General features: G+C 41.1%; 20 protein-coding genes. 8 read left to right on the top strand and 12 right to left on the bottom strand.

Annotation, left to right across the window (positions count from 1 at the left end):
* Positions 1 to 169 precede the first annotated feature (169 nt).
* The 6 genes from PI85_RS18720 to PI85_RS18695 all read left to right on the top strand — a co-directional run bounded on the left by PI85_RS18720 (position 170) and on the right by PI85_RS18695 (position 5,683).
* A complete protein-coding gene (locus PI85_RS18720; protein WP_036125021.1) occupies positions 170 to 553 on the top strand; it encodes a hypothetical protein in 384 nt (127 codons plus the stop codon).
* Between the two features lie 384 nt (positions 554 to 937).
* Positions 938 to 2,032 carry a glutamate 5-kinase gene (gene proB / locus PI85_RS18715; protein WP_036125019.1) on the top strand — a complete coding sequence of 365 codons (1,095 nt, stop codon included), beginning with the start codon at positions 938 to 940 and terminating at the stop codon, positions 2,030 to 2,032.
* A 12-nt stretch (positions 2,033 to 2,044) separates the two neighbouring features.
* The gene (locus tag PI85_RS18710; protein WP_036125018.1) at positions 2,045 to 3,295 is read left to right on the top strand and encodes a glutamate-5-semialdehyde dehydrogenase; all 1,251 of its coding nucleotides are present in this window, start codon (positions 2,045 to 2,047) and stop codon (positions 3,293 to 3,295) included.
* An 88-nt stretch (positions 3,296 to 3,383) separates the two neighbouring features.
* On the top strand, positions 3,384 to 4,268 hold the full coding sequence (locus PI85_RS18705; protein ID WP_036125016.1) for a DMT family transporter: 885 nt from the start codon (positions 3,384 to 3,386) through the stop codon (positions 4,266 to 4,268).
* Complete coding sequence (locus PI85_RS18700) at positions 4,268 to 5,218, top strand: carbohydrate kinase (protein ID WP_036125012.1); 951 nt, start codon at positions 4,268 to 4,270, stop codon at positions 5,216 to 5,218. The genes PI85_RS18705 and PI85_RS18700 overlap by 1 nt, the downstream gene beginning before the upstream one ends.
* 75 nt (positions 5,219 to 5,293) lie before the next feature.
* On the top strand, positions 5,294 to 5,683 hold the full coding sequence (locus PI85_RS18695; RefSeq protein ID WP_036125011.1) for an RDD family protein: 390 nt from the start codon (positions 5,294 to 5,296) through the stop codon (positions 5,681 to 5,683).
* Positions 5,684 to 5,876: 193 nt separating this feature from the next.
* Here PI85_RS18695 and PI85_RS18690 read toward each other — a convergent pair whose 3' ends face one another.
* A complete protein-coding gene (locus tag PI85_RS18690) occupies positions 5,877 to 6,308 on the bottom strand; it encodes a GNAT family N-acetyltransferase (RefSeq protein ID WP_036125009.1) in 432 nt (143 codons plus the stop codon).
* Between the two features lie 125 nt (positions 6,309 to 6,433).
* Between PI85_RS18690 and PI85_RS18685 the strand changes: the two genes are divergently transcribed.
* A complete protein-coding gene (locus PI85_RS18685; protein WP_036125008.1) occupies positions 6,434 to 6,886 on the top strand; it encodes a MarR family winged helix-turn-helix transcriptional regulator in 453 nt (150 codons plus the stop codon).
* A gap of 40 nt (positions 6,887 to 6,926) precedes the next feature.
* Here the strand turns inward: PI85_RS18685 and PI85_RS18680 are convergent, their stop codons facing one another.
* The gene (locus PI85_RS18680) at positions 6,927 to 8,282 is read right to left on the bottom strand and encodes an aspartate aminotransferase family protein (RefSeq protein ID WP_036125006.1); all 1,356 of its coding nucleotides are present in this window, start codon (positions 8,280 to 8,282) and stop codon (positions 6,927 to 6,929) included.
* 134 nt (positions 8,283 to 8,416) lie between these two features.
* On the opposite strand from PI85_RS18680, the gene PI85_RS18675 reads away from it, so the two are divergent.
* Positions 8,417 to 10,054 (top strand): PucR family transcriptional regulator, encoded by a 1,638-nt coding sequence (locus PI85_RS18675; protein ID WP_036125004.1) that lies wholly within the window; start codon positions 8,417 to 8,419, stop codon positions 10,052 to 10,054.
* Here PI85_RS18675 and PI85_RS18670 read toward each other — a convergent pair.
* The 10 genes from PI85_RS18670 to PI85_RS18625 are packed head-to-tail and all read right to left on the bottom strand — an operon-like array spanning position 10,043 to position 20,953.
* Positions 10,043 to 10,870: an ABC transporter permease gene (locus PI85_RS18670; RefSeq protein WP_036125002.1), complete on the bottom strand. Its 828-nt coding sequence runs from the start codon at positions 10,868 to 10,870 to the stop codon at positions 10,043 to 10,045. The two genes, PI85_RS18675 and PI85_RS18670, sit on opposite strands and share 12 nt — an antisense overlap.
* A gap of 12 nt (positions 10,871 to 10,882) precedes the next feature.
* Positions 10,883 to 11,824 (bottom strand): ABC transporter permease, encoded by a 942-nt coding sequence (locus PI85_RS18665; protein WP_036125000.1) that lies wholly within the window; start codon positions 11,822 to 11,824, stop codon positions 10,883 to 10,885.
* Positions 11,825 to 11,840: 16 nt separating this feature from the next.
* Positions 11,841 to 13,397 carry an ABC transporter substrate-binding protein gene (locus PI85_RS18660; protein WP_036124999.1) on the bottom strand — a complete coding sequence of 519 codons (1,557 nt, stop codon included), beginning with the start codon at positions 13,395 to 13,397 and terminating at the stop codon, positions 11,841 to 11,843.
* 19 nt (positions 13,398 to 13,416) lie between these two features.
* Complete coding sequence (locus tag PI85_RS18655; RefSeq protein WP_036124998.1) at positions 13,417 to 14,388, bottom strand: P1 family peptidase; 972 nt, start codon at positions 14,386 to 14,388, stop codon at positions 13,417 to 13,419.
* Between the two features lie 41 nt (positions 14,389 to 14,429).
* Positions 14,430 to 15,404 (bottom strand): ABC transporter ATP-binding protein, encoded by a 975-nt coding sequence (locus PI85_RS18650; RefSeq protein WP_036124996.1) that lies wholly within the window; start codon positions 15,402 to 15,404, stop codon positions 14,430 to 14,432.
* Entirely contained in the window at positions 15,373 to 16,407 is a 1,035-nt protein-coding gene (locus tag PI85_RS18645; RefSeq protein ID WP_036124995.1) for an ABC transporter ATP-binding protein, read from the bottom strand. Before PI85_RS18645 ends, PI85_RS18650 begins: the two co-directional genes overlap by 32 nt.
* 15 nt (positions 16,408 to 16,422) lie before the next feature.
* The gene (locus tag PI85_RS18640; RefSeq protein ID WP_036124993.1) at positions 16,423 to 17,877 is read right to left on the bottom strand and encodes an aldehyde dehydrogenase family protein; all 1,455 of its coding nucleotides are present in this window, start codon (positions 17,875 to 17,877) and stop codon (positions 16,423 to 16,425) included.
* A gap of 10 nt (positions 17,878 to 17,887) precedes the next feature.
* Positions 17,888 to 18,634 carry an SDR family NAD(P)-dependent oxidoreductase gene (locus tag PI85_RS18635; RefSeq protein WP_036124991.1) on the bottom strand — a complete coding sequence of 249 codons (747 nt, stop codon included), beginning with the start codon at positions 18,632 to 18,634 and terminating at the stop codon, positions 17,888 to 17,890.
* 1 nt (position 18,635) lies between these two features.
* Entirely contained in the window at positions 18,636 to 19,724 is a 1,089-nt protein-coding gene (locus tag PI85_RS18630; RefSeq protein WP_036124990.1) for a tartrate dehydrogenase, read from the bottom strand.
* Complete coding sequence (locus tag PI85_RS18625; RefSeq protein ID WP_036124988.1) at positions 19,721 to 20,953, bottom strand: M20 family metallopeptidase; 1,233 nt, start codon at positions 20,951 to 20,953, stop codon at positions 19,721 to 19,723. Before PI85_RS18625 ends, PI85_RS18630 begins: the two co-directional genes overlap by 4 nt.
* Between the last annotated feature and the right edge of the window lie 152 nt (positions 20,954 to 21,105).

Below are 21,105 nucleotides of genomic sequence, written 5' to 3'. Positions count from 1 at the left end.
TACATGCCGTACTTTACTTTAGATGTAAGTTTATGACTTTATTAAAAAATTTTCGTGAACATTCGTTTCACAATTATTGCTCGTTTAAGCAATACTTTTCTCCCTTATTACATTATAATAGAAGAAACTCATCATAAAATAGACAACTTCAATAAGAGGTGATTATTAGATGGCAGTTAGTGATATTGTTACACAGTATGAAGATGAGCACGGTCAGGTTTACTATAAAATGAAGTCCTATGACATACAAGTAAAAGCTACACAAAATACAGGCTTAGCTCCTGTTATCACCTACTGGATGAATGACAAAGATATTACCGACTCTATTAGAAATTTACGTTTTAGTCCGCGTCCCCCATCAAGCTATATTCAGGATTATGAAGAATTTCAAGCAATGCTTTATTCGAAAGAGCAACGTGCCATTAACAAGCTTTATGAACAAATGAGCATTAAGCCAAAAAACATGTCCTCAGGAAAACAAGTACTATGGAGCTTCTTTGTGATTATGCTAGCAATGCTCCCCCTTTTCATCGCCATTTGGTGGTTTAAATAAAAATATCATGCCATTTCTATCTTTTTTTCTTAATTTATCAAAACTTTCAAGTAATTTTCCCGATCATCTTGACAGGCATTTGGAAGTAGTGCATTCTTTACTCAATAGTTGAAAAACTTTATGATGAGAAAACGAACGAAGACCAGTAATTAGTAACTGCTTGAGCAGAGAGCGATGTCCATCGGCTGCAAGACATTGTGCAAGTAAGACCAATGAACCTACTTTGTCTATCGTCCTAGCTAAACTAGGCGCAGTCTCTAGCGTTATGAGGAAAGTGGAATGTCGCACGATATTCAATGTAGGTGGTACCACGGAAAGCAACCCTTTTCGTCCTAATTTTTTTAGGATGAAAGGGTTTTTATTTTGACAATTGGAGGTCTTGTGGTGGAAAAAAAGAGAATTGTCGTCAAGATTGGGAGTAGCTCCTTAACAAATGCAAAAGGCGAAATCGATAAAGTTCGCTTAATGGATCATGTTCAGGCAATCGCGGAGTTGAAGAATCAGGGACATGACGTATTACTTGTATCATCAGGTGCAGTAGCAGCAGGCTTTAAACAGCTTGGCTACCCAGCTCGTCCTGTTACGGTAAAGGGCAAACAGGCGGCGGCGGCAGTTGGGCAAAGCTTGCTTATTCAAACGTATAGTGCCTTATTTAGTATTTATGATATAATGCCTGCTCAAATTTTACTGACGCGTACCGATTTTTCTAAAAAGGAATGCTATAAAAATGCCTATGCTACTTTCGAGGAATTGCTTGAACGCTCGATGCTACCTATTATTAATGAAAATGATACCGTTTCTATAAGTGAATTAACCTTTGGCGACAATGATATGCTGTCTGCGCTTGTTAGTGGACTGGTACATGCAGATCAACTCATCATTTTAACAGATGTTAATGGCTTATATAACGCCAACCCTAGCAAAAACCCTCATGCAGAGCGCATCGATTACTTAACATCCATTACAGATGACCTATTAAACCTTGCAGACGGTACAGGTTCAAAGGTGGGTACAGGTGGCATGGCATCTAAGCTACTGGCTGCCCGCACAGCTTTACAGGCAGGAGTTAAAGTTTTTATTGGTACAGGGAGTGGCGCTCAAAAGCTTGTTGATATTTTAGCAGGGCGTGGTGATGGCACGTATGTTGGACATGATGACCTAGCCGTGTTAAAGAATCATAAACAGTGGATTGCACTTACGGAAGTTTCTGGTAAAATTTTTATAGATAGTGGCGCCGAACAAGCACTTATGGTCAATGGTAAAAGCTTGTTACCTGCTGGTGTTTATCAGGTGGAGGGTGATTTTAACAATGGAGATGTAGTTGAAGTGTATAGTGAACAAGGTCTACTTGGACGTGGTGAAGTGCTGTATTCCTCACAAGAATTGATGTCCGCAATGGGCAAACGGTCAAATGCATTTTCGAAATGCCCGATCGAGGTTATTCATAGAGATAAATGGCTGAAAATTCAAACTAAATAAGGAGGTCTAAACATGGTAAGTGAAATTCAAACAAAGGGCCAACGTGCCAAAGCCGCTAGCTATATATTAAATATTAAAACGACTTGTGAGAAAAATGAAGCTCTAACTAAAATTGCCGAACAGCTATTGATGGACCAACATGACATCATTGCAGAAAATGCGAAAGACCTTGTCAATGGAGAACAACAAGGGATGTCGACTTCTACATTGGACCGTATCATGCTCAATGAGGAACGCATTGTGGCGATGGTCGATGCCATTCATTTACTTGTCTCTCTCAAGGACCCAGTTGGCACAGTCATCGAACATATAGATAAAGATAATGGTCTCCACATCGAAAAACGCATGGTACCACTTGGTGTCATAGGAATGATCTATGAAGCAAGACCGAATGTTACGGTGGATGCCGCGACACTTTCCCTAAAAACAGGCAATGCCGTGATTTTACGAGGGAGCTCATCTGCTACGTTTTCAAATAGTGCCCTTGTAGCAAGTATTCATCGTGCATTGGCAAAAACGTCTCTACCGACAGATGCTGTCCAACTAATTGAGGATACGAGCCGCGAAACAGCTAAGGAATTATTTCATTTAAACGAGTACTTGGATGTATTAATACCTCGAGGCGGCAAGACTCTTATAGACTTAGTCGTCCGAGAAGCTTCTGTCCCTGTATTAGAAACAGGTGCAGGCAATTGTCATATTTATGTGGACGAAATGGCGGATTACATAAAGTCAGAAAAAATTTGTTTGAATGCCAAAACACAGCGTCCCTCTGTTTGTAATGCTGCAGAAAGCTTATTAATTCACCCTGTATGGTTTAAAACATATGGCACGCAACTTTTATCTTCGCTCCATAAAGCAGGTGTTACGATTATTGGTGACGAGCGAGTATGCGAAGCATTTTCTGGAGCCCTTCTAGCGACTGAGGATGACTATGCGACTGAGTTCCTTGATTTAAAAATAAGTGTTAAATTAGTTGAAAATGTTTACGAGGCCATTGAGCATATTCATCATTTTGGGACAAATCATTCTGAAGCGATTATTACGGAAGATCCATTAGTGGCGGAAACGTTTTTAAACAGCGTTGATGCAGCGGCAGTTTATCATAACGCTTCTACCCGCTTCACGGATGGTTTTGAATTTGGCTATGGAGCAGAAATTGGTATTAGTACGCAAAAGCTACATGCGCGTGGCCCGATGGGATTACCTGCCCTCACCTCTACAAAATATTTTATATATGGTAATGGGCAAATTCGCGAATAATGCGATAGCAAGATAAATGCTGGTAGGGATTTACCCTACTAGCTTTCATTTTCACATTTACAAATAAAAAATAGAAAGAAGGTTTTGTATGAACATCTCAGCCATTATTAAACTAACCGTATCGATGGCACTTTTTGGCTCCATCGGCTTTTTCACCGTTCATACGGGGGTTCCTGCAACAGAGCTTGTTTTTGTTAGATGTATTTGCGCAACCCTCTTTCTAGGAGTATTGTGGCTCATCACAGGTGGACATAAAACGGAGAAATGGGAAAGGAAAGAAATTATTCAAACGATTATTTGTGGCGTTTTCCTAGTGTTAAATTGGGTATTTTTATTTAAAGCCTTTGAGGAAATGTCCATTTCAATTGCGATTTCTATCTATAATTTAGCTCCTATCTTTGTCTTAATTTTAGGCGCTATCTTTTTAAAAGAAAAAATGACCATTCGAGCACTCGTAGCAACCATTACTTGCTTTATTGGTAGTATTTTTATTATGGGTCTTCAAAATTTTGTATCTTTCTCTGAATTTATGCAATCAGGATTTGTTTGGGCCTTACTGTCAGCGGTGTTTTATGCCCTTACTATGCTAACAAGCAAGACCATTACAAACCTTAGCTCCTACGCCTTAACATATATACAAACAACGGTTGGCATTGTAATACTACTGCCCTTCATTGATTTCTCGCTCTTTGAAGGTTTAACCTCAACCAATTGGTTCTATATTTTAGGGACAGGATTTATTCACACTGGATTTGTTTATTATTTATTTTTTGATAGTATCCGTAGTCTTTCTACCATTCTAGTTTCCGTATTAGTATTCGTCGACCCAGTTGTCGCGATTTTACTCGATATGCTGCTGCTTGATTTTATGCCGAACTTTATGCAAACATTGGGCATTCTATTCATCTTCGGTGGGATTTTCTATACGATCTATACACCAAAGAAGAAACGGCTACCACAGGAGGTATCCTAATGGGCAAACTCTTTACAATTGGCGAATTATTAATAGATTTCACACCAACACAGCAGCATGGTGATCTAGCCCATATTGAGCATTTTACGAAGCATGCTGGCGGAGCCCCTGCAAATGTAGCAGCAGTGTGTGCCAAGCTTGGTCAACAGGCTGCCCTCCTAACACAAGTAGGGCAGGATGCGTTTGGTGATTTTCTGAAGAAGACTTTGCAGCAAGCAGGTGTGGATACACAATATATTCGTCAAACGACTGAGGGAGAAACAAGCCTTGCTTTTGTAGCACTCTCTGAAACTGGGGAGCGTGATTTTCAATTTTACCGACGTCATGCTGCAGATCTATTGTATAAACAAGAGTATCTCCCCTCACAACTATTAACCGACAAAGATATCATTCATTTTTGTTCGGTTAATCTTGTGGTAAGTCCGATGAAGTCTGCCCATATAGCTTTTATTGAGCAGGCACATCAAGCAGGCAGCATCGTTTCCTTTGATCCGAATGTGCGATTGCCTTTATGGCAGGATGAGACGGCATGTCGAGAAACGATTCTAGCTTTTTTACCAAAAGCCCATATTGTAAAGCTCTCCAATGAAGAACTGTTATTTCTAACAGCCATAGAAGAAGAATTGTCGGCTGTACACACATTATTTCAGGGACATCTAGAGACGATTATCATTACACATGGAGCAGAAGGCGCAACATTATATACAAAAAAATGTCATAGTAAGGTCAATGCTGAGAACGTACAAGCAGTTGATACGACTGGTGCTGGGGACGCTTTTATTGGAGCGATATTAAGTCAATTCCTTCAACATCAATTATCTGTGGATCATTTGGTGGCCTATTGTGAACAGCATGCGATATCACTGCTTACTTTTGCAAACCGCTACGCAGGAATCACAACAATGAAGCACGGGGCAATCCCCTCTTATCCTGAACAATTATTGGAATGAATCTAGCATCATTCGAAACTTTTTATCCTTATTTTCCGTATGTACTGGTGAGAAATCAATGGAAGGAGGACCTGTATGGAATCGATAACAAAAAAACGAGCCATTGCTTTTTTAATGGATACAGCTATTTCAACAGCTGTCACATTAGGCGTAGAGTATTTTCTACGAAAGAAAGTGAAAAGTGAGGTGGTTCATGCACTCGTTACACCGACCGCCATGTTATGGGCATTAGAGTATGCACAGCTTCGTAAAAATGGACAGACCATTGGCTACAAAGCAATGGGACTAGTACTTGAACATGAAGAGGGTCATGCATTATCAGACCGTCAAATTATTAAACGCATGGCTTATCGCGACACAATCAGTTCATTTCACTATTTAAAAAATCGCCAAGCTTTCGAGCAACAGCAAGGTCAATGCCTTCCCCATGACAGCTTTGCGGGTACGGTTGTGAAAGAAAAATAAACAAATAGCTGAAATTAGCGGTAGATAAGCAACACAATGACGTATGAGGCATGATGGATCATCGAACACATATCCAACTTTCATAGGCTAACCATAAAATACCTCCCCCCAAGGTCAACAGGAGGAGGTATTTTTAATGATCATTAACTTTATGCTTTCTTCAATAAAGAGTACGTGGACATTCCCAGCACATTTACCAATATTTCTTCATTAAAATATGGGGAATGCCACAATCCATAAACTCTTCCCCTTCACGCTTATAGCCTAATTTTTCATAAAAACCCTCTGCATACGATTGAGCATTTAATTTAGCTTTTGTCAGACCATTATCGCGGGCAATTTGCTCTAACCCCATAATGATTTCTTTGCCAAGCCCAAATTTACGGAACTCTTCTACTATGCAAATACGCTCCAATTTACCATAGCCCTCGACTACACGGAGTCTACCCGTTCCTACTGGCTGCTCCTTATAGTACACAAGAATATGATCACATGGTGCTTGCAGTGAATCAAATTCATCATACTCTTCTACCTCAGGTACTTGTTGCTCTTCAATAAAAACTTTTCGTCTAAAATCAAATGCTACTTGTAAGTCTGCTTCAGTTGTTACTTTTTTTATGCTCATGAATACGCCTCCTAGTTTTACTTCAATCATCCTCTTCTCCAGGTGCATTTTTCGCCTGAAGATGATACTATTAGTATAGAACGATTTTTATTGCAAATACAATAAAAATCTCAGGAGGATAGAAAATGAAAGAAATCTTACGTGAAATTGGTGCGATCGCACGGGCATTAGACTCGATTAGTAATATAGAATTTAAGGAATTGGATTTAACGAAGGGTCAATATTTATATGTAATCCGAATTTGCGAAAATCCTGGGATCATTCAAGAAAAAGTAGCAGAGCTATTGAAGGTCGATCGCACAACCGCTTCTCGGGCGATTCAAAAATTAGAAACAAAAGGCTTTATTGAAAAAAGAAGTGATCAAGGAAATAAGAAAAATAAATTACTTTTCCCAACTAATAAAAGCTTAGACATCTATCCATTTTTAAAACGGGAGGGCGAGTACTCCAACGAACGAGCACTTGATGGTTTTTCTAGCGAAGAAGTCGATAGCATTCACCATTTACTCACGCGCGTCCTACAAAATATTGAAATTGATTGGGAAGCTGTAAAAAAAGGACAGAAGCGACACTATTAAAGGCGATTCCTGATTTAGCCCTATTTGGAATCGCCTCCTATTAGACATGGGTGGCAAATACTTTTTTTAAAACAGCTACCATAAATTCAAGATCTTCATCGGTACAGCAAAGTGGTGGACTTAACGTAATGATATTATTATAGCCCTCCACTGTATCGCCATTTTTCCCAACAATTAAACCATTCGCTTTACAAGCAGCTATGATGCTTGCTACACGTTCTTCCTTAGCAGGTTTTTGTGAGGCTTTATCTTCAACAAGCTCGATACCAACGAGCAACCCAAGTCCTCGTATATCACCAACAAAGGGTAGTTCTAATAAGTCTTGTAAGTCATGGAGTAATTGAATTCCCAAATCTTTTGCTCGTTGTACTAGTCCCTCTTCCTCAATGATCTTAATATTTTCTAATGCTACTGCACAGGCTGCTGGGTTTCCACCGAACGTATTAATATGTCGAAAATGACTATAGCCATCTGATTCTTTAAATTTTTCATAAATATCTTTTCTTACTGCTGTAATTGATAATGGTAAATAGGCGCTAGTGAGTCCCTTCGCCATCGTAATAACATCTGGGCGAATACCGAAATGCTGATGGCCAAATAGCTTACCTGTTCGCCCAAAACCACAAATAATTTCATCGATAATGAGTAATACCCCATATTTTCTACAAATGCGCTCTACTTCTTGAACATATGTTGGCTGTGGAATTAAGACACCTCCACCTGTTATGAATGGCTCCATAATCACTGCCGCAATTGTTTCTTTTTGCTCCCAAATAATTTTTTCCTCGATGTCACGTGCTCTTGCTAAATTATATGCTTCAATAGATTGTCCTTTTGGACGGCGATAAGGATCCGGTGGGGCAACATGCAGGAAGCCTGGTGTTAAGGGCTCATATTTATATTTACGTAATGCCTGGCCTGTAGCGGCTAATGCTCCAAGTGAGCTACCATGGTAGGCACGATAACGAGCAATCATTTTATAGCGGGTCCCTTCCCCGTTTTGTTGATGGTATTGTCGTATTACCTTGAACGCTACTTCATTTGCATCAGAACCACTATTCGAATAAAACATCATATAGTCATCCTCTAATAAGCTGTTGATTTTTTCAGCTAATCTAATAGCCGGTTCATGGCTTTGAGTTAAAGGAGCATAGCATAGTTTTTTTAATTGCCCATAAGCGACCTTAGCAAGTCGCTCACGTCCATAACCTACATTGACCGCCCATAAGCCTGACATGCCATCTAAAAATCGATTGCCTAAACTGTCTGTTATCCAGGCACCTTCTCCCTGTTCAATAATGACGGGTGTATGGTCGTTATAAATGGACATATGGTGCCAAACGTTTTCACGATCTTTTTGCTGTAAGGTATGGGTGAACTGATCACTTCGTTCCATATCATGACCTCCAATCGTGTATCCTAGATGTCTTTTGTCTTTCGTCAATTTCTTCTCATTCGTGTTGAAATTTTCTGACTTCTCAAACATAATAAAAAATAGACATTGTACATTCGAAGGGCAGGTGCTAATTTATGTCGAAACATCCTCTACTCGTACGTGATGTCCTGAAGCGCAAATATTTTGAATCGGCGAAGCTAATAGCAGGACAACATGGCCTTGAACGCCAAGTTCAGTGGACACATATTTTAGAAATTAAAGATTTTGATACATTAATTAATGGTGGTGAGCTCATTTTAACTACCGGTGTCGGTTTACAGTTAGAGCGCGAAACACAAATTGCCTACTTACAAAACCTTATTCGGAATGAAGCAGCAGGGCTTTGTATTGAAATTGGAGACTATTTTGATCATGTCCCCGTCGAGCTGATTGCCATGGCGAATGCGCATCATTTCCCAATCATTGTCTTTGAAGAAATAGTACGCTTTATCGATATTACACAAGATTTACATACGTACATAATTAACCAACATCAACAGGCACTTACACAACTCGATACCCTTTCCAAAACATTTATGGAATTATCGCTAATGCCAAATGGTATTTTAAAAATTTTACAAGTCCTTCATCAAGATACCGAGGCACCATTTTTATTTGTCTCTGAAGATACCAAAAGCTTTTATTATCCAGTCGAAGCCAAAAAGTATTTACGTATGATGGAAGAACATTGTCAGCAGTTAGAACTACAGGAGCCCTTGCATCTTTTATCAATCGACAAGGATCATTTTGTCATTATCCCCGTAAATGGCCTTGGGCAAGTTTGGGGCTATTTATGTATGCATTCTGGACTGCCAAAACCGAGTGATTATACCTTATTAAACTTGGAACGTGCTACGATGTCGATTGCCCATATTTTAATGCGAAATCGCATGCTACAGGAACGTCAACAAAGCCGTGAAGATGAATTTATTCTTGCGTTAATTCAAGGCCAGCCTGTGGATATCCAATACTATCAAAGCTATTTACCGATTGAAAGTCGCAATTTATTTTACCGTGTCGTTGTGTTCAATCTACATGACGAAGCCAAAGTAGTACCAGAGGAAGAGTGGCAGGAAATTCAATTACAAAATGCCATGTATGTCCGCTCCATCTTAAAGAAGCTAGGATTCTTCCCTACCGTTTCAGTACGACAGCATGAAATTATTATTTTAGCCTTCTTTATTGCTGCAGATTATATGAAGGATAATCGAGATTCTTTTGATCAAGCGATATCACAAATTGTTGCTAGAAAAGCATCTCAATTTTTTGAACAGCTCACCCTTACTTGTGGGATTAGCAATGTTTATCAAACGATAGAAAGTGTCCATCTTGGCTATAAGGAGGCTAAATCGGTTATTCAAATGCAACATCATCAATTGACTAGCTCCATTTATTATAAGGATTTAGGTGTCTTCCGGTTATTACTACAGCAGGAGCAGACCGCCCTATTACAATTTGTGAAAGATTATTTACAAGAACTATTATTGCTGGATCAAAAAAATGGTCATGATTTATTCCAAACATTAGCTGTTTACTTAGCTTGCAATGGAGCTAAAAATGATACGGCTGAGCAATTGTTTATCGTCCGTCAAACGCTCTATAAACGAATTGAACGACTAGAAAGTATATTCGGTGCTGATTTTTTACAGGCGCCACATCGACTAAACATTGAAATTGCAGTCAAGGCCTATGAGCTTTTGCAAAAAACAGCACCTGATTTATTACGATTTTGAACGCGGGTCCATAAAATCACGTAAGGCATTACTAAGCATATATAGACCAAGAACAAGCATCGTAATGGCTCCTCCAGGCGCATACGTATACCAAGGGGCACCGATTAAATAAGCCTGTGAATCTTTTAACATTCTGCCCCAGCTAGGGTTTGGTGGCTGAACACCAAGCCCTAAATAGCTTAGTGCTGCCTCTGCTAGCATGGCAGTTGCGAATGTGACCGTCGCTGCGACAATAATTTGCGATGATATATTAGGTAAAATATGACGAAACATAATGCTATGAGGCTTAACGCCAATTAATTTCGCTGCCAATACATACTCCGAATCACGTTGTTGGACAAAGCCGCTTCGCGCAATTCGAGCAATAGCAGGGATGGCGATAATGCCCAATGCTATGGCCGTATTGACAATCCCTGGGCCAAAAACAGCTACTAGCATTAACGCTAAAATAATGCCCGGAAATGCCATTAATGCGTCCATCGTTCGCATAAATATTTCATCAATCCAGCCGCCAACATAGCCTGCAATCCCACCTATGGTAATCCCAAAAAATGTGCCAATTCCTACAGTTAATAATCCAACAGCGAAAGCAGTTTGTGTCCCCTTCATAATTCGGCTAAAAATATCACGCCCGAATTCATCTGTCCCAAAAAGATAAGCACCACCTGGCCCACGCAATTTCTCAGGTATGTTCATGGCGTTAACATCATGAGGTGTATAAAAAAAGCTGACCAACATGACGAGCAAAAAGCCGACAATGACGAGGAGACCAATGGATAAATTCAGTTTTTTCGTATAACGTTGTAGCTGTTTCATTGTATCCACCTCTTAACGTAATCGGATTCTAGGATCTAATACAGAATATAAAATATCAACAATAAAATTTATCATAACCACAGCAACCGTAATATACATGACGATCCCCTGCACAAGCGGAAAATCACGGTTACTAATAGCCGTTATGAGAAGCTGTCCAATACCAGGCAAAGAAAATACTTGCTCCACAATAATCGTCCCCGCTACAACTTCCGCCATAATTAGGCCAAATACGGTTAAAATCGGAATCATGGAATTTTTCAATACATGCTTATACATGACATTATGTTCAGACATTCCTTTACTGCGAATTGTGCGTACATAGTCGAGCTGAACCTGCTCTAGAATAGCTGTACGGACATAGCGGAAGTTCACAGCAATTTGTGGTATCGCAATGGTTAGGGCTGGGAGAAGGAGCGTACTGAGCGCCCCTGCAACACTCTGTGTCCATGGAATATAACCACTAATTTTAAAGAAGCTAAACTGTAAGCCCACGTAAAGAATAAGCATCATCCCTAACCAAAAGGATGGTACAGCCATCCCAATTTGTGTCACAGTAGATAATGACACATCACTTATTTTATTTTGCCTTCTTGCTGCAAACATCCCTAAAGGTAAGGAAATGAATAAAACAATGAGCAAGGTAATCCCCGCCAACGACATAGTGACAGGAAGTCGATCAAATAATAAATCTTTTACAGGCATTGAAAAACGAATGGAATCGCCTAGCTGACCTGTCAATAAGCCCTTCATCCAATCCACATATTGTTCATAAAGAGGACGATCTAAGCCGAGTTCAGATCGTAAATTTTCAATTTGTGTGGGATCCGCTTCTGTCCCTAACATCGTTCGTACCGGATCTCCAGGTAATATTTGAAAAACACCAAATGTGATGATGGATACTAGCAGGATGGTTGTTATTAACAGGATGATACGACGTAAAATATACATCATGAGCACTCATCCCTTTCTAGTTTGAAAATTGAACCTCTGACATATCATGGAACCAGAATGGATAGCTCTTAAGCCCCGTCACTTGTTTGTCAGCACCCCAAACAATTTGATAATCAGCAATATAAACCGCAGTAGCCTGCTCAGCTAAGATTTCCTGTGCTCGATGGTAGTACTCAATTTGTTTGGCTTGATCTGTTTCCTTTAGCACATCCGTCATAATTTTGTCATACTCGTCATTTTTAAATAGGAAGAAGTTTTCACTATCATTTGTAGAAATATAATCATTTAACACCTCGTAGGCTGATGCACGACCTGTTAAATCAATCGTTGTCATTTCATAGTCACGACCAAAATAAACACGGTCTAGCCAAATACCCCACTCCACCACCTCAATCTCTACATCAATGCCAATCTCTTGCAAATTTGCAACTGCAATTTGCGCTATATTCGAATACATATCATTGTGGGAAGATACCGTAATTTTTGTTTTGAAGCCATCCGGATAACCAGCCTCTGCCAATAATGCCTTCGCTTTTTCTACATCGCGTTCATACATGCTTTCTAAGCCCTTCTTTTGGAAATCGCCCATCGCTGGACTCATATTAGAACCAAGTGGGACAGCATAGCCCGCAAATACCGAATCAATAATATCGGATTTACTAATCGCGTAGTTAATAGCCTGTCTAACTTTTACGTTATCGAATGGTGCCTTTGTTTCATTAAATGTGATGATTAAAGAAGAGTTATTATTTTGATGCGTTAAATTGTAGCCTCCTTCAACCTCACTCACACGATGCCATGGCACACTTGTTAAATCAACCTCATTTGCCATCAAGCTCATAATCGCTGCTTGATCATCCGATTGGAAGGTAAACGTAACTTTATTCAAATAAGGTAAGCCTTCCTGCCAGTAGTGATCATTTTTCTTAAGTTCTAAATTTGTCCCTGGCGCGTATTTCACAAAGGCAAAAGGACCTGTTCCGATTGGATTCTCATTATGCTTCCCATCATTACTTTTAGGTATAATAGCTGATTGTCTTGCCGTTAATGAATACAGGAAGTTAGAATTAGGCTCCTTTAACTTAATCACAAATGTGCTGGCATCTGGTGCCTCAGTTGATGCCACGTTATCGAAGTTATTGGACATTTTTTCCCCACCGTTTTTCCCCATTAAACGATCAAAGGAATATTGAATATCGTCCATCGTTAAGTCATCACCATTATGGAATTTCACACCTTGGCGAATTTTGAATGTATACGTTAAACCATCCTCTGAAACTTCATAGCTCTCTGCAAGTCCTTCTTTTAAAGAACCATTTGTTTCTGGCGCCATTAGTCCTTCAAATAAATTCATAATCATCTGATACGAAATGGAAGCCGTTGCCTTATGTGGATCTAAAAAATCGGGATCATCATTTACACGCACTACAATTTCCTGTGGCACATCTGCTGTAGTTTGTCCATCAGAGCTATTAGAGCTCGTTGAAACTTTCTCTCCATCACTAGAACATGCACTTATGATAAATACCATCATGAACATTAAGAGTATTACCCCACCGTTTTTCAAATTCATTGTCGTTCCCCCTTTTCTCCTAAGTGCTTATCTTTTGAATGCTTGTATAGCTTTCCACCCCTGCCAACTTCTCTGCCGCTTGAATACCAGCAAGAATAGCTTCCTCCATCACCTTAGTCGCTAAATGTCCCAAATAATCTAGCGCAAATGTCTGCTCTCCTGTACCTAGCACAAAAATAGTATCGCCATCAAGCATCGTATGGACAGGATAAATCGTTCGGGCAAGAGCGTTTTGCGTAAGCTGGGCAATCTTTTTTGCTTCTGCCTTCGTTAATTTTGCATTCAACGCTACTACGCCAATGGTTGTATTCGTGCCAGCAAGTGCCTCTGATTGTGCATGCTCTTCGAGATAGGCACAGCAATCCAGCCACTGTCCTGTTTGAGGATTTCTCGCTCCCGCTAAAATTTGCCGTGTATTAGGATTCTTGACATCACCTACTGCGTTAACAGCCACAATAGCCCCAGCAATAAGCCCATCCTTGCCCGCAATAGATGCACTGCCAAGTCCACCCTTCATGGCAAAGTCTGGTCCTGCCAGTTTACCTACCGTCGCCCCATAGCCCGCGCCAATATTGCCATTTTGAAATGAACCTACTTGGGCCGCTTGGGCCGCTTCATAGCCCATTAGTGCTGTAGGTCTAGCTTGAGGATCGCCAATAAATAAGTCAAAGAGGACCGCACTTGGCACAATCGGAATTTTGGCAACACCTGCATCAACCCCAATCCCTCGCTCCTCTAAAAATTGCATGACTCCTGTAGCAGCATCTAATCCAAAGGCACTGCCCCCTGACAGACAAATACCATGCACACGATCAATTTCATTGATGGGATCTAATGCATCCGTTTCACGAGTACCTGGTGCAGACCCTCGAACATCTACCCCACACACTGCCCCGCCTTCCATTAATAGAGCCGTACAGCCTGTAATCCCCTCTTCGTTTTCACGATGCCCCACCTTGATACCTGGAACATCGGTAATATTGCCAAACATATCAACACCTCCACTCTAAAATAAATTAAATATTCTGATTATTAATCATATAAAAAGCAAGCAACTCGCTGATTTGCATTTTCCTCCTGAAGCTTAGGCCTCTCCTGCCGACACCTTTCCATGACATGTGGACAACGCGTATGAAAAACACAGCCAATGGGTGGATTAATCGGGCTAGGTAGTTCACCTTGTAAAAGTACTTCTTGTTTTGACTCATCAAAATTGACCACTGGAATAGCAGATAGCAGCGCTTGTGTATAAGGATGTAATGGATGAGCGTATAGCTCCTTTTTCGTTCCTATTTCCACAACCCGTCCTAAGTACAACACCGCCACACGATCACTTATATGCTTCACAACGCTTAAATCGTGGGAAATGAATAAATAAGTTAACTGAAATTCATCCTGTAAATCCATCATTAAGTTAAGGACTTGTGATTGCACAGACACATCCAATGCCGATACTGGTTCATCCGCAATAATAAATTCAGGGTGAATGGCAAGAGCTCTTGCAATCCCAATCCTTTGTCGCTGACCTCCTGAAAATTCATGAGGAAATTTTTGCATGGCATCCTCAGGAAGTCCAACCTTTTGTAGCAATTCCTTCACGCGCTCTTTTCGCTGTTCCTTCGTCAATGTTAATTGTAATTTCATCGGTTCCTCAATAATCGCTCCAATGCGCATTCTAGGATTTAGTGAGGCAAAGGGGTCTTGAAAAATCATTTGCATTTGATTGCGATAAGATTGAAGCTTATTGCCCTTTAAATGCTGGATCGGTTGTCCTTTATATAATACTTCTCCGGCTGTTGGTTCAACGAGCTTCAAAATCGTTCGTCCAAATGTAGATTTTCCTGAGCCAGATTCGCCTACAATGCCTAGCGTCTCTCCCCGATAAATTTCAATGGAAATATCATCGACCGCTTTGACCATCTTTTTCTCTTCTTTCATAGACTTGCGCTTCACAGGAAAGTAAGCTTTTAAATGATTAATTTCCAGCAAAACTTCTTTCTCCGTCATGTGCCAGCTCCCCCTTCTCTGTGAATAAATGACAGCGCACTTTATGTGTCTCTTGAATATAGTGTATGGTCGGACTATCCTGATGGCATTGCGCCATAGCATGCGGGCATCGTGGTGCAAAGCGACAACCTTCTGGTAATGCATATGCGGGTGGCACAGTGCCAGGAATAGATGGCAGTCTTTTCACCTCTGTTTCAAGACTCGGCATTGTTTTGAGCAGCGCTGTCGTATAAGGGTGCTGAGGATTTAAAAAAAGCTCTCTTACAGGAGCTTCCTCCACTATTTGCCCCGCATACATAACCATGACACGGTCCGCTGTTTCTGCGACAACACTCATATCATGAGTAATGAATAAAATCGCTGATTGATGTTCTTCCTTCATTTTCATCATCAGCTTTAAAATTTGTGCCTGTACGGTTACATCCAATGCTGTAGTCGGCTCATCCGCAATTAATAGCTGGGGATTATTTGACATCGCAATGGCAATCATGACACGTTGCCTCATCCCCCCTGATAATTGGTGAGGATATTCGGCAATTACCTTCTCCGCGTTGGCAATCCCCACTTCCTTTAATAATTGTAATGCTTTTTGCCAAGCATCTTTTTTTGAAACCTTTTGATGTCTACGAATGCCTTCGATCATTTGATTGCCGATCGTAAATACCGGATCTAATGAAGTCATAGGCTCTTGAAAAATCATACTAATTTCATTGCCACGAATATGGCTCATTTCTTTATTTTTATAGGCTAATAGATTTTTGCCGTTTAAGTTGATAGTTCCTGCTGTAATTTCCCCAGGAGGGATTGGCAGTAAACGCATAATTGCTAAGGAGGTAATACTTTTGCCACTGCCCGATTCTCCCACTAATGCAACCGTTTCTCCTTTATGGATAGTAAAGTTCACATCGTCTACCACTTTTGCCTCTTTGCCATTCTTCAAATGGAATCGGATCGATAATTGATTGACCTCCAAGAGCACTTGTTTATCTTTTGCATGTTCCATAGGCGTCCCTCCCTGTCAGCGTTGAATAGGTGGTGCATAGCGTATGGCAATATTTTTCATTTGCGTATAGTTCCGCAGAGCAACAAAGCCCTTCTCTCGACCAATCCCACTTTTTTTATAGCCTCCGAACGGCATTTGAATACCACCTGCTGCCCCATAATTATTAATAAATACTTGTCCTGCTTGCACACGACTCGCCACATAATGGGCTGTATCAATATTCTGTGACCAAACACCCGCTACTAAGCCATAATCTGTGCTATTGGCAAGAGTAATGGCTTCCTCCACGCTCGTAAATGTTAAAACCGTCAGCACGGGTCCAAAAATTTCCTCCTGCGCTAAAGGATCATTCGGCTGTACACCATCTAGTATAGTTGGCTGCACATAGAAGCCATTTTCATAGCCTTCCATCGTCAATGGCTCACCACCAGTGATGACATAGCCATCTTTCTTTGCTTGCTGTAATAATGTAGTAATTTTTGTATACTGGCGTTCATTGAGCAACGGACCCATATCCATGTCCGCCTCACCTGGCCCCACCTGTATCGCTTGAAATTTTTGTACTAATTGCGGGAGAAATGTATCCTTTATACTTTCTTCAATGAGTAGTCGAGCACCAGCCGAACATGTTTGCCCTGAATTTTGAATAATAGCCCGTACTACGCCCTCCAATGCTTGCTCTAAATTGGCATCCGCAAAAACAATATTGGGTGATTTTCCGCCAAGCTCTAATGTTACAGGGACAACATTTTCCGCTGCCGCCTTCATCACTGCAACCCCAGTAGGAACGGACCCCGTAAAGGTAATATGATTAATATCAGGATGTGATGTTAAATACGGACCCACATCTCGTCCTAAGCCCGTAATATGTTGAAAGATCCCTTTTGGCAGTTTTTCTGAAAGCCACTCCGTGATAGCATGTGTTGTTAGTGGCGTATCTTCCGCACTTTTCACAATAACTGCATTGCCTGTAGCAATGGCTGCAGCGACACTTCGTGCTGTAATTTGAATTGGATAGTTCCATGGCACGATATGTACAGTAATACCAACAGGTTCGAGCACTACTGCATTCAATAGGCCATCCTCAATTGGAATCGTATCCCCCATCACCTTATCAGCCGCTCCACCGTAAAATTCAAAATACCGAGCCGCCGCTTCAATATCTGCCCTTGCTTGCGTTAAAGGTTTACCTACGTCCCGGCATTCTAGGAGACTCCATTCCTCGGCATGCTGACGAATATAATGAGCGAAGTCGATTAATAACTGGCCTCGTTCAAAAGCCTTCCATTGACGCCATTCATCACTTTCAAAGGCTCTCCGTGCTGATCGCACCGCTTCTTCTACATGTGCTAGACTGGCATTACTAATTTGCGCAATGATTTCTCCCGTTGATGGATTGCCCACATCTAGCAATGCTTCTGCATCACCATAAATCCATTCCCCATTAATCAACATAGGAATATTTTTCATCGTACCCCTCCTATAATCCACGACCACCATCTACATGTAAGGTTGTCCCAGTGACCATGCTAGCTGCATCAGACAATAAATAACTAACGGCTCCTGCTATATCAGATGGCTTAACCAATCGTCCTAATGGGACAGATTGCACAAACACACTTTGCTTTGTTTGCTCAACATCGGCGCCCTGTGCGGCAAATTGCCCGAGCATTTGTGTATCGGCAGGTCCAGGATGAATCGTATTAACACGAATTTGGTTTGGTGCCAGCTCAATCGCTAGCCCTCTCGTAAAACTTTCCGCTGCACCCTTCGATGCAATATAGGCTTGTAAGCCAGGCCTAGGGCGAACTGCTGATATGGAAGCAATCGTAACAATAGACCCCTTTTGCTGTTTTTTCATAAAGGGGACAACAGCTTTTGCTGTAATAAATAAACTTTTTACATTGACATCCATTAAGCGATTCCACTCGTCCATCGTTACTTGTTCAACTGGCGTTGCTGCCTGTGCAATTCCAAGTGCATTGACAAGCCCATCAATTCTCCCGTACTTATCAACAATTTGCTGGAAGATGTCATTCACTCGCTCCTCCTGCAATACATTGACTTCAAAGCATTGCAGGGAATCATGTGTTAAATCGGACAGCGCCTTAACAGATAAATCAAGCCCTATGACCAGATTACCTTGCTTAAGCTGCTCTTCCATAATGGCTTTTCCCATTCCGCCACCTGCACCTGTCACAACAATCACCTTTGGCTCCGTTGTCATACTATACACCCCCTGCTGTTAAAGTCATATGAATGATTTCCTGACAAATCGCATCGCCCATTTGCGCCGTTGTTGCTTGTCCACCAATATCTGCTGTTTTCACGACGCCTTCTTCTAGCACTTTCCTAATAGCTTGGACAATCAAATGTTCTAAATCCTTTCTACCTTGATGTCCTAGCAGTAAGGCGAGCGACCATATTTGAGCAATTGGATTAGCAATACCCTTGCCTGCTATATCTGGGGCTGAACCATGCACAGGCTCAAACATAGATGGAAATGTCTTCTCTGGATTTAAGTTGGCAGAAGGGGACAAGCCTAGCCCACCAACAATAGCAGAGCCTAAATCAGATAAAATATCGCCAAATAAATTGGAAGCTACAACGACTTCAAATTCCTGTGGTCGTTCGACAAAATAAGCGACTAATGCATCGATATAAATGGCTTCAAGCTGTAGTTCTGGTGCAATTTGTGTCACTGTTTTTCTTGTATGCTCATCCCAAAATTTCATGGAGTGAATAATCGCATTAGATTTTGTCGCACTTGTCAGCTTGGTTTTCCCATGCTGTTGAGCATATTCACAGGCTGCTCGAACAATTTTTTCAATCCCCATACGCGTCATAATCGTATTTTGAATCGTCATTTCTTGAGGCTGCTGTTGATATAGTCGACCCCCACTATCCGAATATTCCCCCTCAGCATTTTCACGGAAAATAACAAAATCAATTTCGTTCCCTCCAGCCAGAGGTGAGGAAATCCCTGGCAATGACTTAATAGGACGGAAATTCACATACTGCTGGAAATTTTTCCGAATCGGCATAATGAGTTCCCATACCGTGACATCATCTGGTACGCGAGCATCACCAATCGCTCCAAATAATATCGCATCATATTTTTGTAGTGTCTCCAGTGCATCCTCTGGCATCATACGACCGTGCGCTAAATAATAATCAGAGCTCCACGGAAAAACCGTCGTTGTAATTTGTAGGGATGAATCCCGTTCTTGCACACATTTTACAACCTTTAATGCTTCCTGCATCACTTCTTTCCCAATGCCATCCCCTGGTATAACCGCCATTTTTATTGTTGTCATTGTGCATCACCAGCCAAAAATTTTAATGCCGCTAAACGATAAATAGCTGTTGTCTCTGCCAATTCTTCAATATCTACATATTCATTGATTTGATGAGGAATTTCGCGATCTCCTGCACCAACCGTCACAATTGGAATACCATGGACGTGAAGAAACGTACCATCTGTTGCACCAGGAACACCGTTATATTTAGGTTCCTTTTCTGTCACCTCTGCCACGGCCTCGTATATGGCCTGTACAACAGCTTCCTCCTTAGCCGTTGCTGTAGCAGGTCGATTATCAAGAATCGTTAGTTCCACATTAAAATCTGGATCATCTGCCTGTAACCGTTTAATAATTGCATCGATTTTTCCTAGTAATTCATCATGATCTTGGGCAGGAACCGTACGAATATCAAGCGTCGTCATACAGTGATCAGGAATGACATTGATTTGTGCATCTCCTTTAACAGGCGCACGTAATATCGTTGGCGTAATAGATGGCCAATTCAGCATCGGGTCACGGCCTAACCGAGCCTGCTCCTCTTTTTCTAGTTTCTCCAGCTCTACAATCAACCGTGCCATACGCCAGTTTGGATTAATGCCACTCCACGAGATCGCGCCATGTGCCATCTTACCGAAAATATCAACCTGTAAACGAATGGCCCCACGCTGTGCAATACATACATTGTTTTCCTGTGGCTCGCAAATAATAGCCCCATCTACTCCGTCTGCCCAGCCGTTTTTAATAAAATGTTTTATACCTAGCATGAGCCCCTCTTCATCGCAAGGGATACATAAAATAATCTTGCCTGTAAATTCTTCCTGATCTAGTAGTAATGATTGACAGGCAGTAATCATACAAGCAAGATTGCCCTTCGTATCATTTGTTCCCCTGCCATACATACGCCCTTCAACAATCTCTGCTCCAAACGGATCGTATGCCCATGCATCACGATTACCCTCCGTCACAACATCTGTATGCCCCTCAAAAAGTAATGTTTTCCCAGGCTTGCCCGAATCAATAATACCAATAACATTCGGTCGTCCAGGCACAACTTCCTCTACATGCGTCTCAATGCCAATATCCCGTAAATACGCCGCAACAACGTGTGCCACCTCTTCTTCATTACCCTTTGGATCATTCTCACGGTAAACGCTTTCAATTCGTACTAGCTTTTGTGTTAACGCGATGACCGCCTCCCGATCTCGCACATACGATTTGGTTGTTTTTAAACTAGTTACTGTCATGCAAAGGACCTCCTATTTTAGGGAATATTCTGAATTTATGTTATTTTAACATTGACCCTTCTCTATGAAACTAGACAATATGTTAATGATTCATAGAATGACCTTAACTTTTTGTTTAGCAATAAATCGCTAAAAAACAACATTTTTTTCTA

Source organism: Lysinibacillus sp. A1 (assembly GCF_000801965.1).
GTDB classification, from domain to species: Bacteria; Bacillota; Bacilli; order Bacillales_A; family Planococcaceae; genus Lysinibacillus; species Lysinibacillus fusiformis.
This window is presented reverse-complemented; position numbering and strand designations above follow the sequence as displayed.

Coding starts and splice junctions, on each gene's coding strand:
- PI85_RS18695 (WP_036125011.1), top strand. CDS start 5,294: ATGGAATCGATAACAAAAAAACGAGCCATTGCTTTTTTAATGGATACA.
- PI85_RS18705 (WP_036125016.1), top strand. CDS start 3,384: ATGAACATCTCAGCCATTATTAAACTAACCGTATCGATGGCACTTTTT.
- PI85_RS18720 (WP_036125021.1), top strand. CDS start 170: ATGGCAGTTAGTGATATTGTTACACAGTATGAAGATGAGCACGGTCAG.
- PI85_RS18660 (WP_036124999.1), bottom strand. CDS start 13,397: ATGAATTTGAAAAACGGTGGGGTAATACTCTTAATGTTCATGATGGTA.
- PI85_RS18680 (WP_036125006.1), bottom strand. CDS start 8,282: ATGGAACGAAGTGATCAGTTCACCCATACCTTACAGCAAAAAGATCGT.
- PI85_RS18625 (WP_036124988.1), bottom strand. CDS start 20,953: ATGACAGTAACTAGTTTAAAAACAACCAAATCGTATGTGCGAGATCGG.
- PI85_RS18710 (WP_036125018.1), top strand. CDS start 2,045: ATGGTAAGTGAAATTCAAACAAAGGGCCAACGTGCCAAAGCCGCTAGC.
- PI85_RS18670 (WP_036125002.1), bottom strand. CDS start 10,870: ATGAAACAGCTACAACGTTATACGAAAAAACTGAATTTATCCATTGGT.
- PI85_RS18635 (WP_036124991.1), bottom strand. CDS start 18,634: ATGACAACGGAGCCAAAGGTGATTGTTGTGACAGGTGCAGGTGGCGGA.
- PI85_RS18650 (WP_036124996.1), bottom strand. CDS start 15,404: ATGACGGAGAAAGAAGTTTTGCTGGAAATTAATCATTTAAAAGCTTAC.
- PI85_RS18690 (WP_036125009.1), bottom strand. CDS start 6,308: ATGAGCATAAAAAAAGTAACAACTGAAGCAGACTTACAAGTAGCATTT.
- PI85_RS18640 (WP_036124993.1), bottom strand. CDS start 17,877: ATGAAAAATATTCCTATGTTGATTAATGGGGAATGGATTTATGGTGAT.
- PI85_RS18665 (WP_036125000.1), bottom strand. CDS start 11,824: ATGATGTATATTTTACGTCGTATCATCCTGTTAATAACAACCATCCTG.
- PI85_RS18655 (WP_036124998.1), bottom strand. CDS start 14,388: ATGTTTGGCAATATTACCGATGTTCCAGGTATCAAGGTGGGGCATCGT.
- PI85_RS18685 (WP_036125008.1), top strand. CDS start 6,434: ATGAAAGAAATCTTACGTGAAATTGGTGCGATCGCACGGGCATTAGAC.
- PI85_RS18700 (WP_036125012.1), top strand. CDS start 4,268: ATGGGCAAACTCTTTACAATTGGCGAATTATTAATAGATTTCACACCA.
- PI85_RS18645 (WP_036124995.1), bottom strand. CDS start 16,407: ATGGAACATGCAAAAGATAAACAAGTGCTCTTGGAGGTCAATCAATTA.
- PI85_RS18675 (WP_036125004.1), top strand. CDS start 8,417: ATGTCGAAACATCCTCTACTCGTACGTGATGTCCTGAAGCGCAAATAT.
- PI85_RS18630 (WP_036124990.1), bottom strand. CDS start 19,724: ATGACAACAATAAAAATGGCGGTTATACCAGGGGATGGCATTGGGAAA.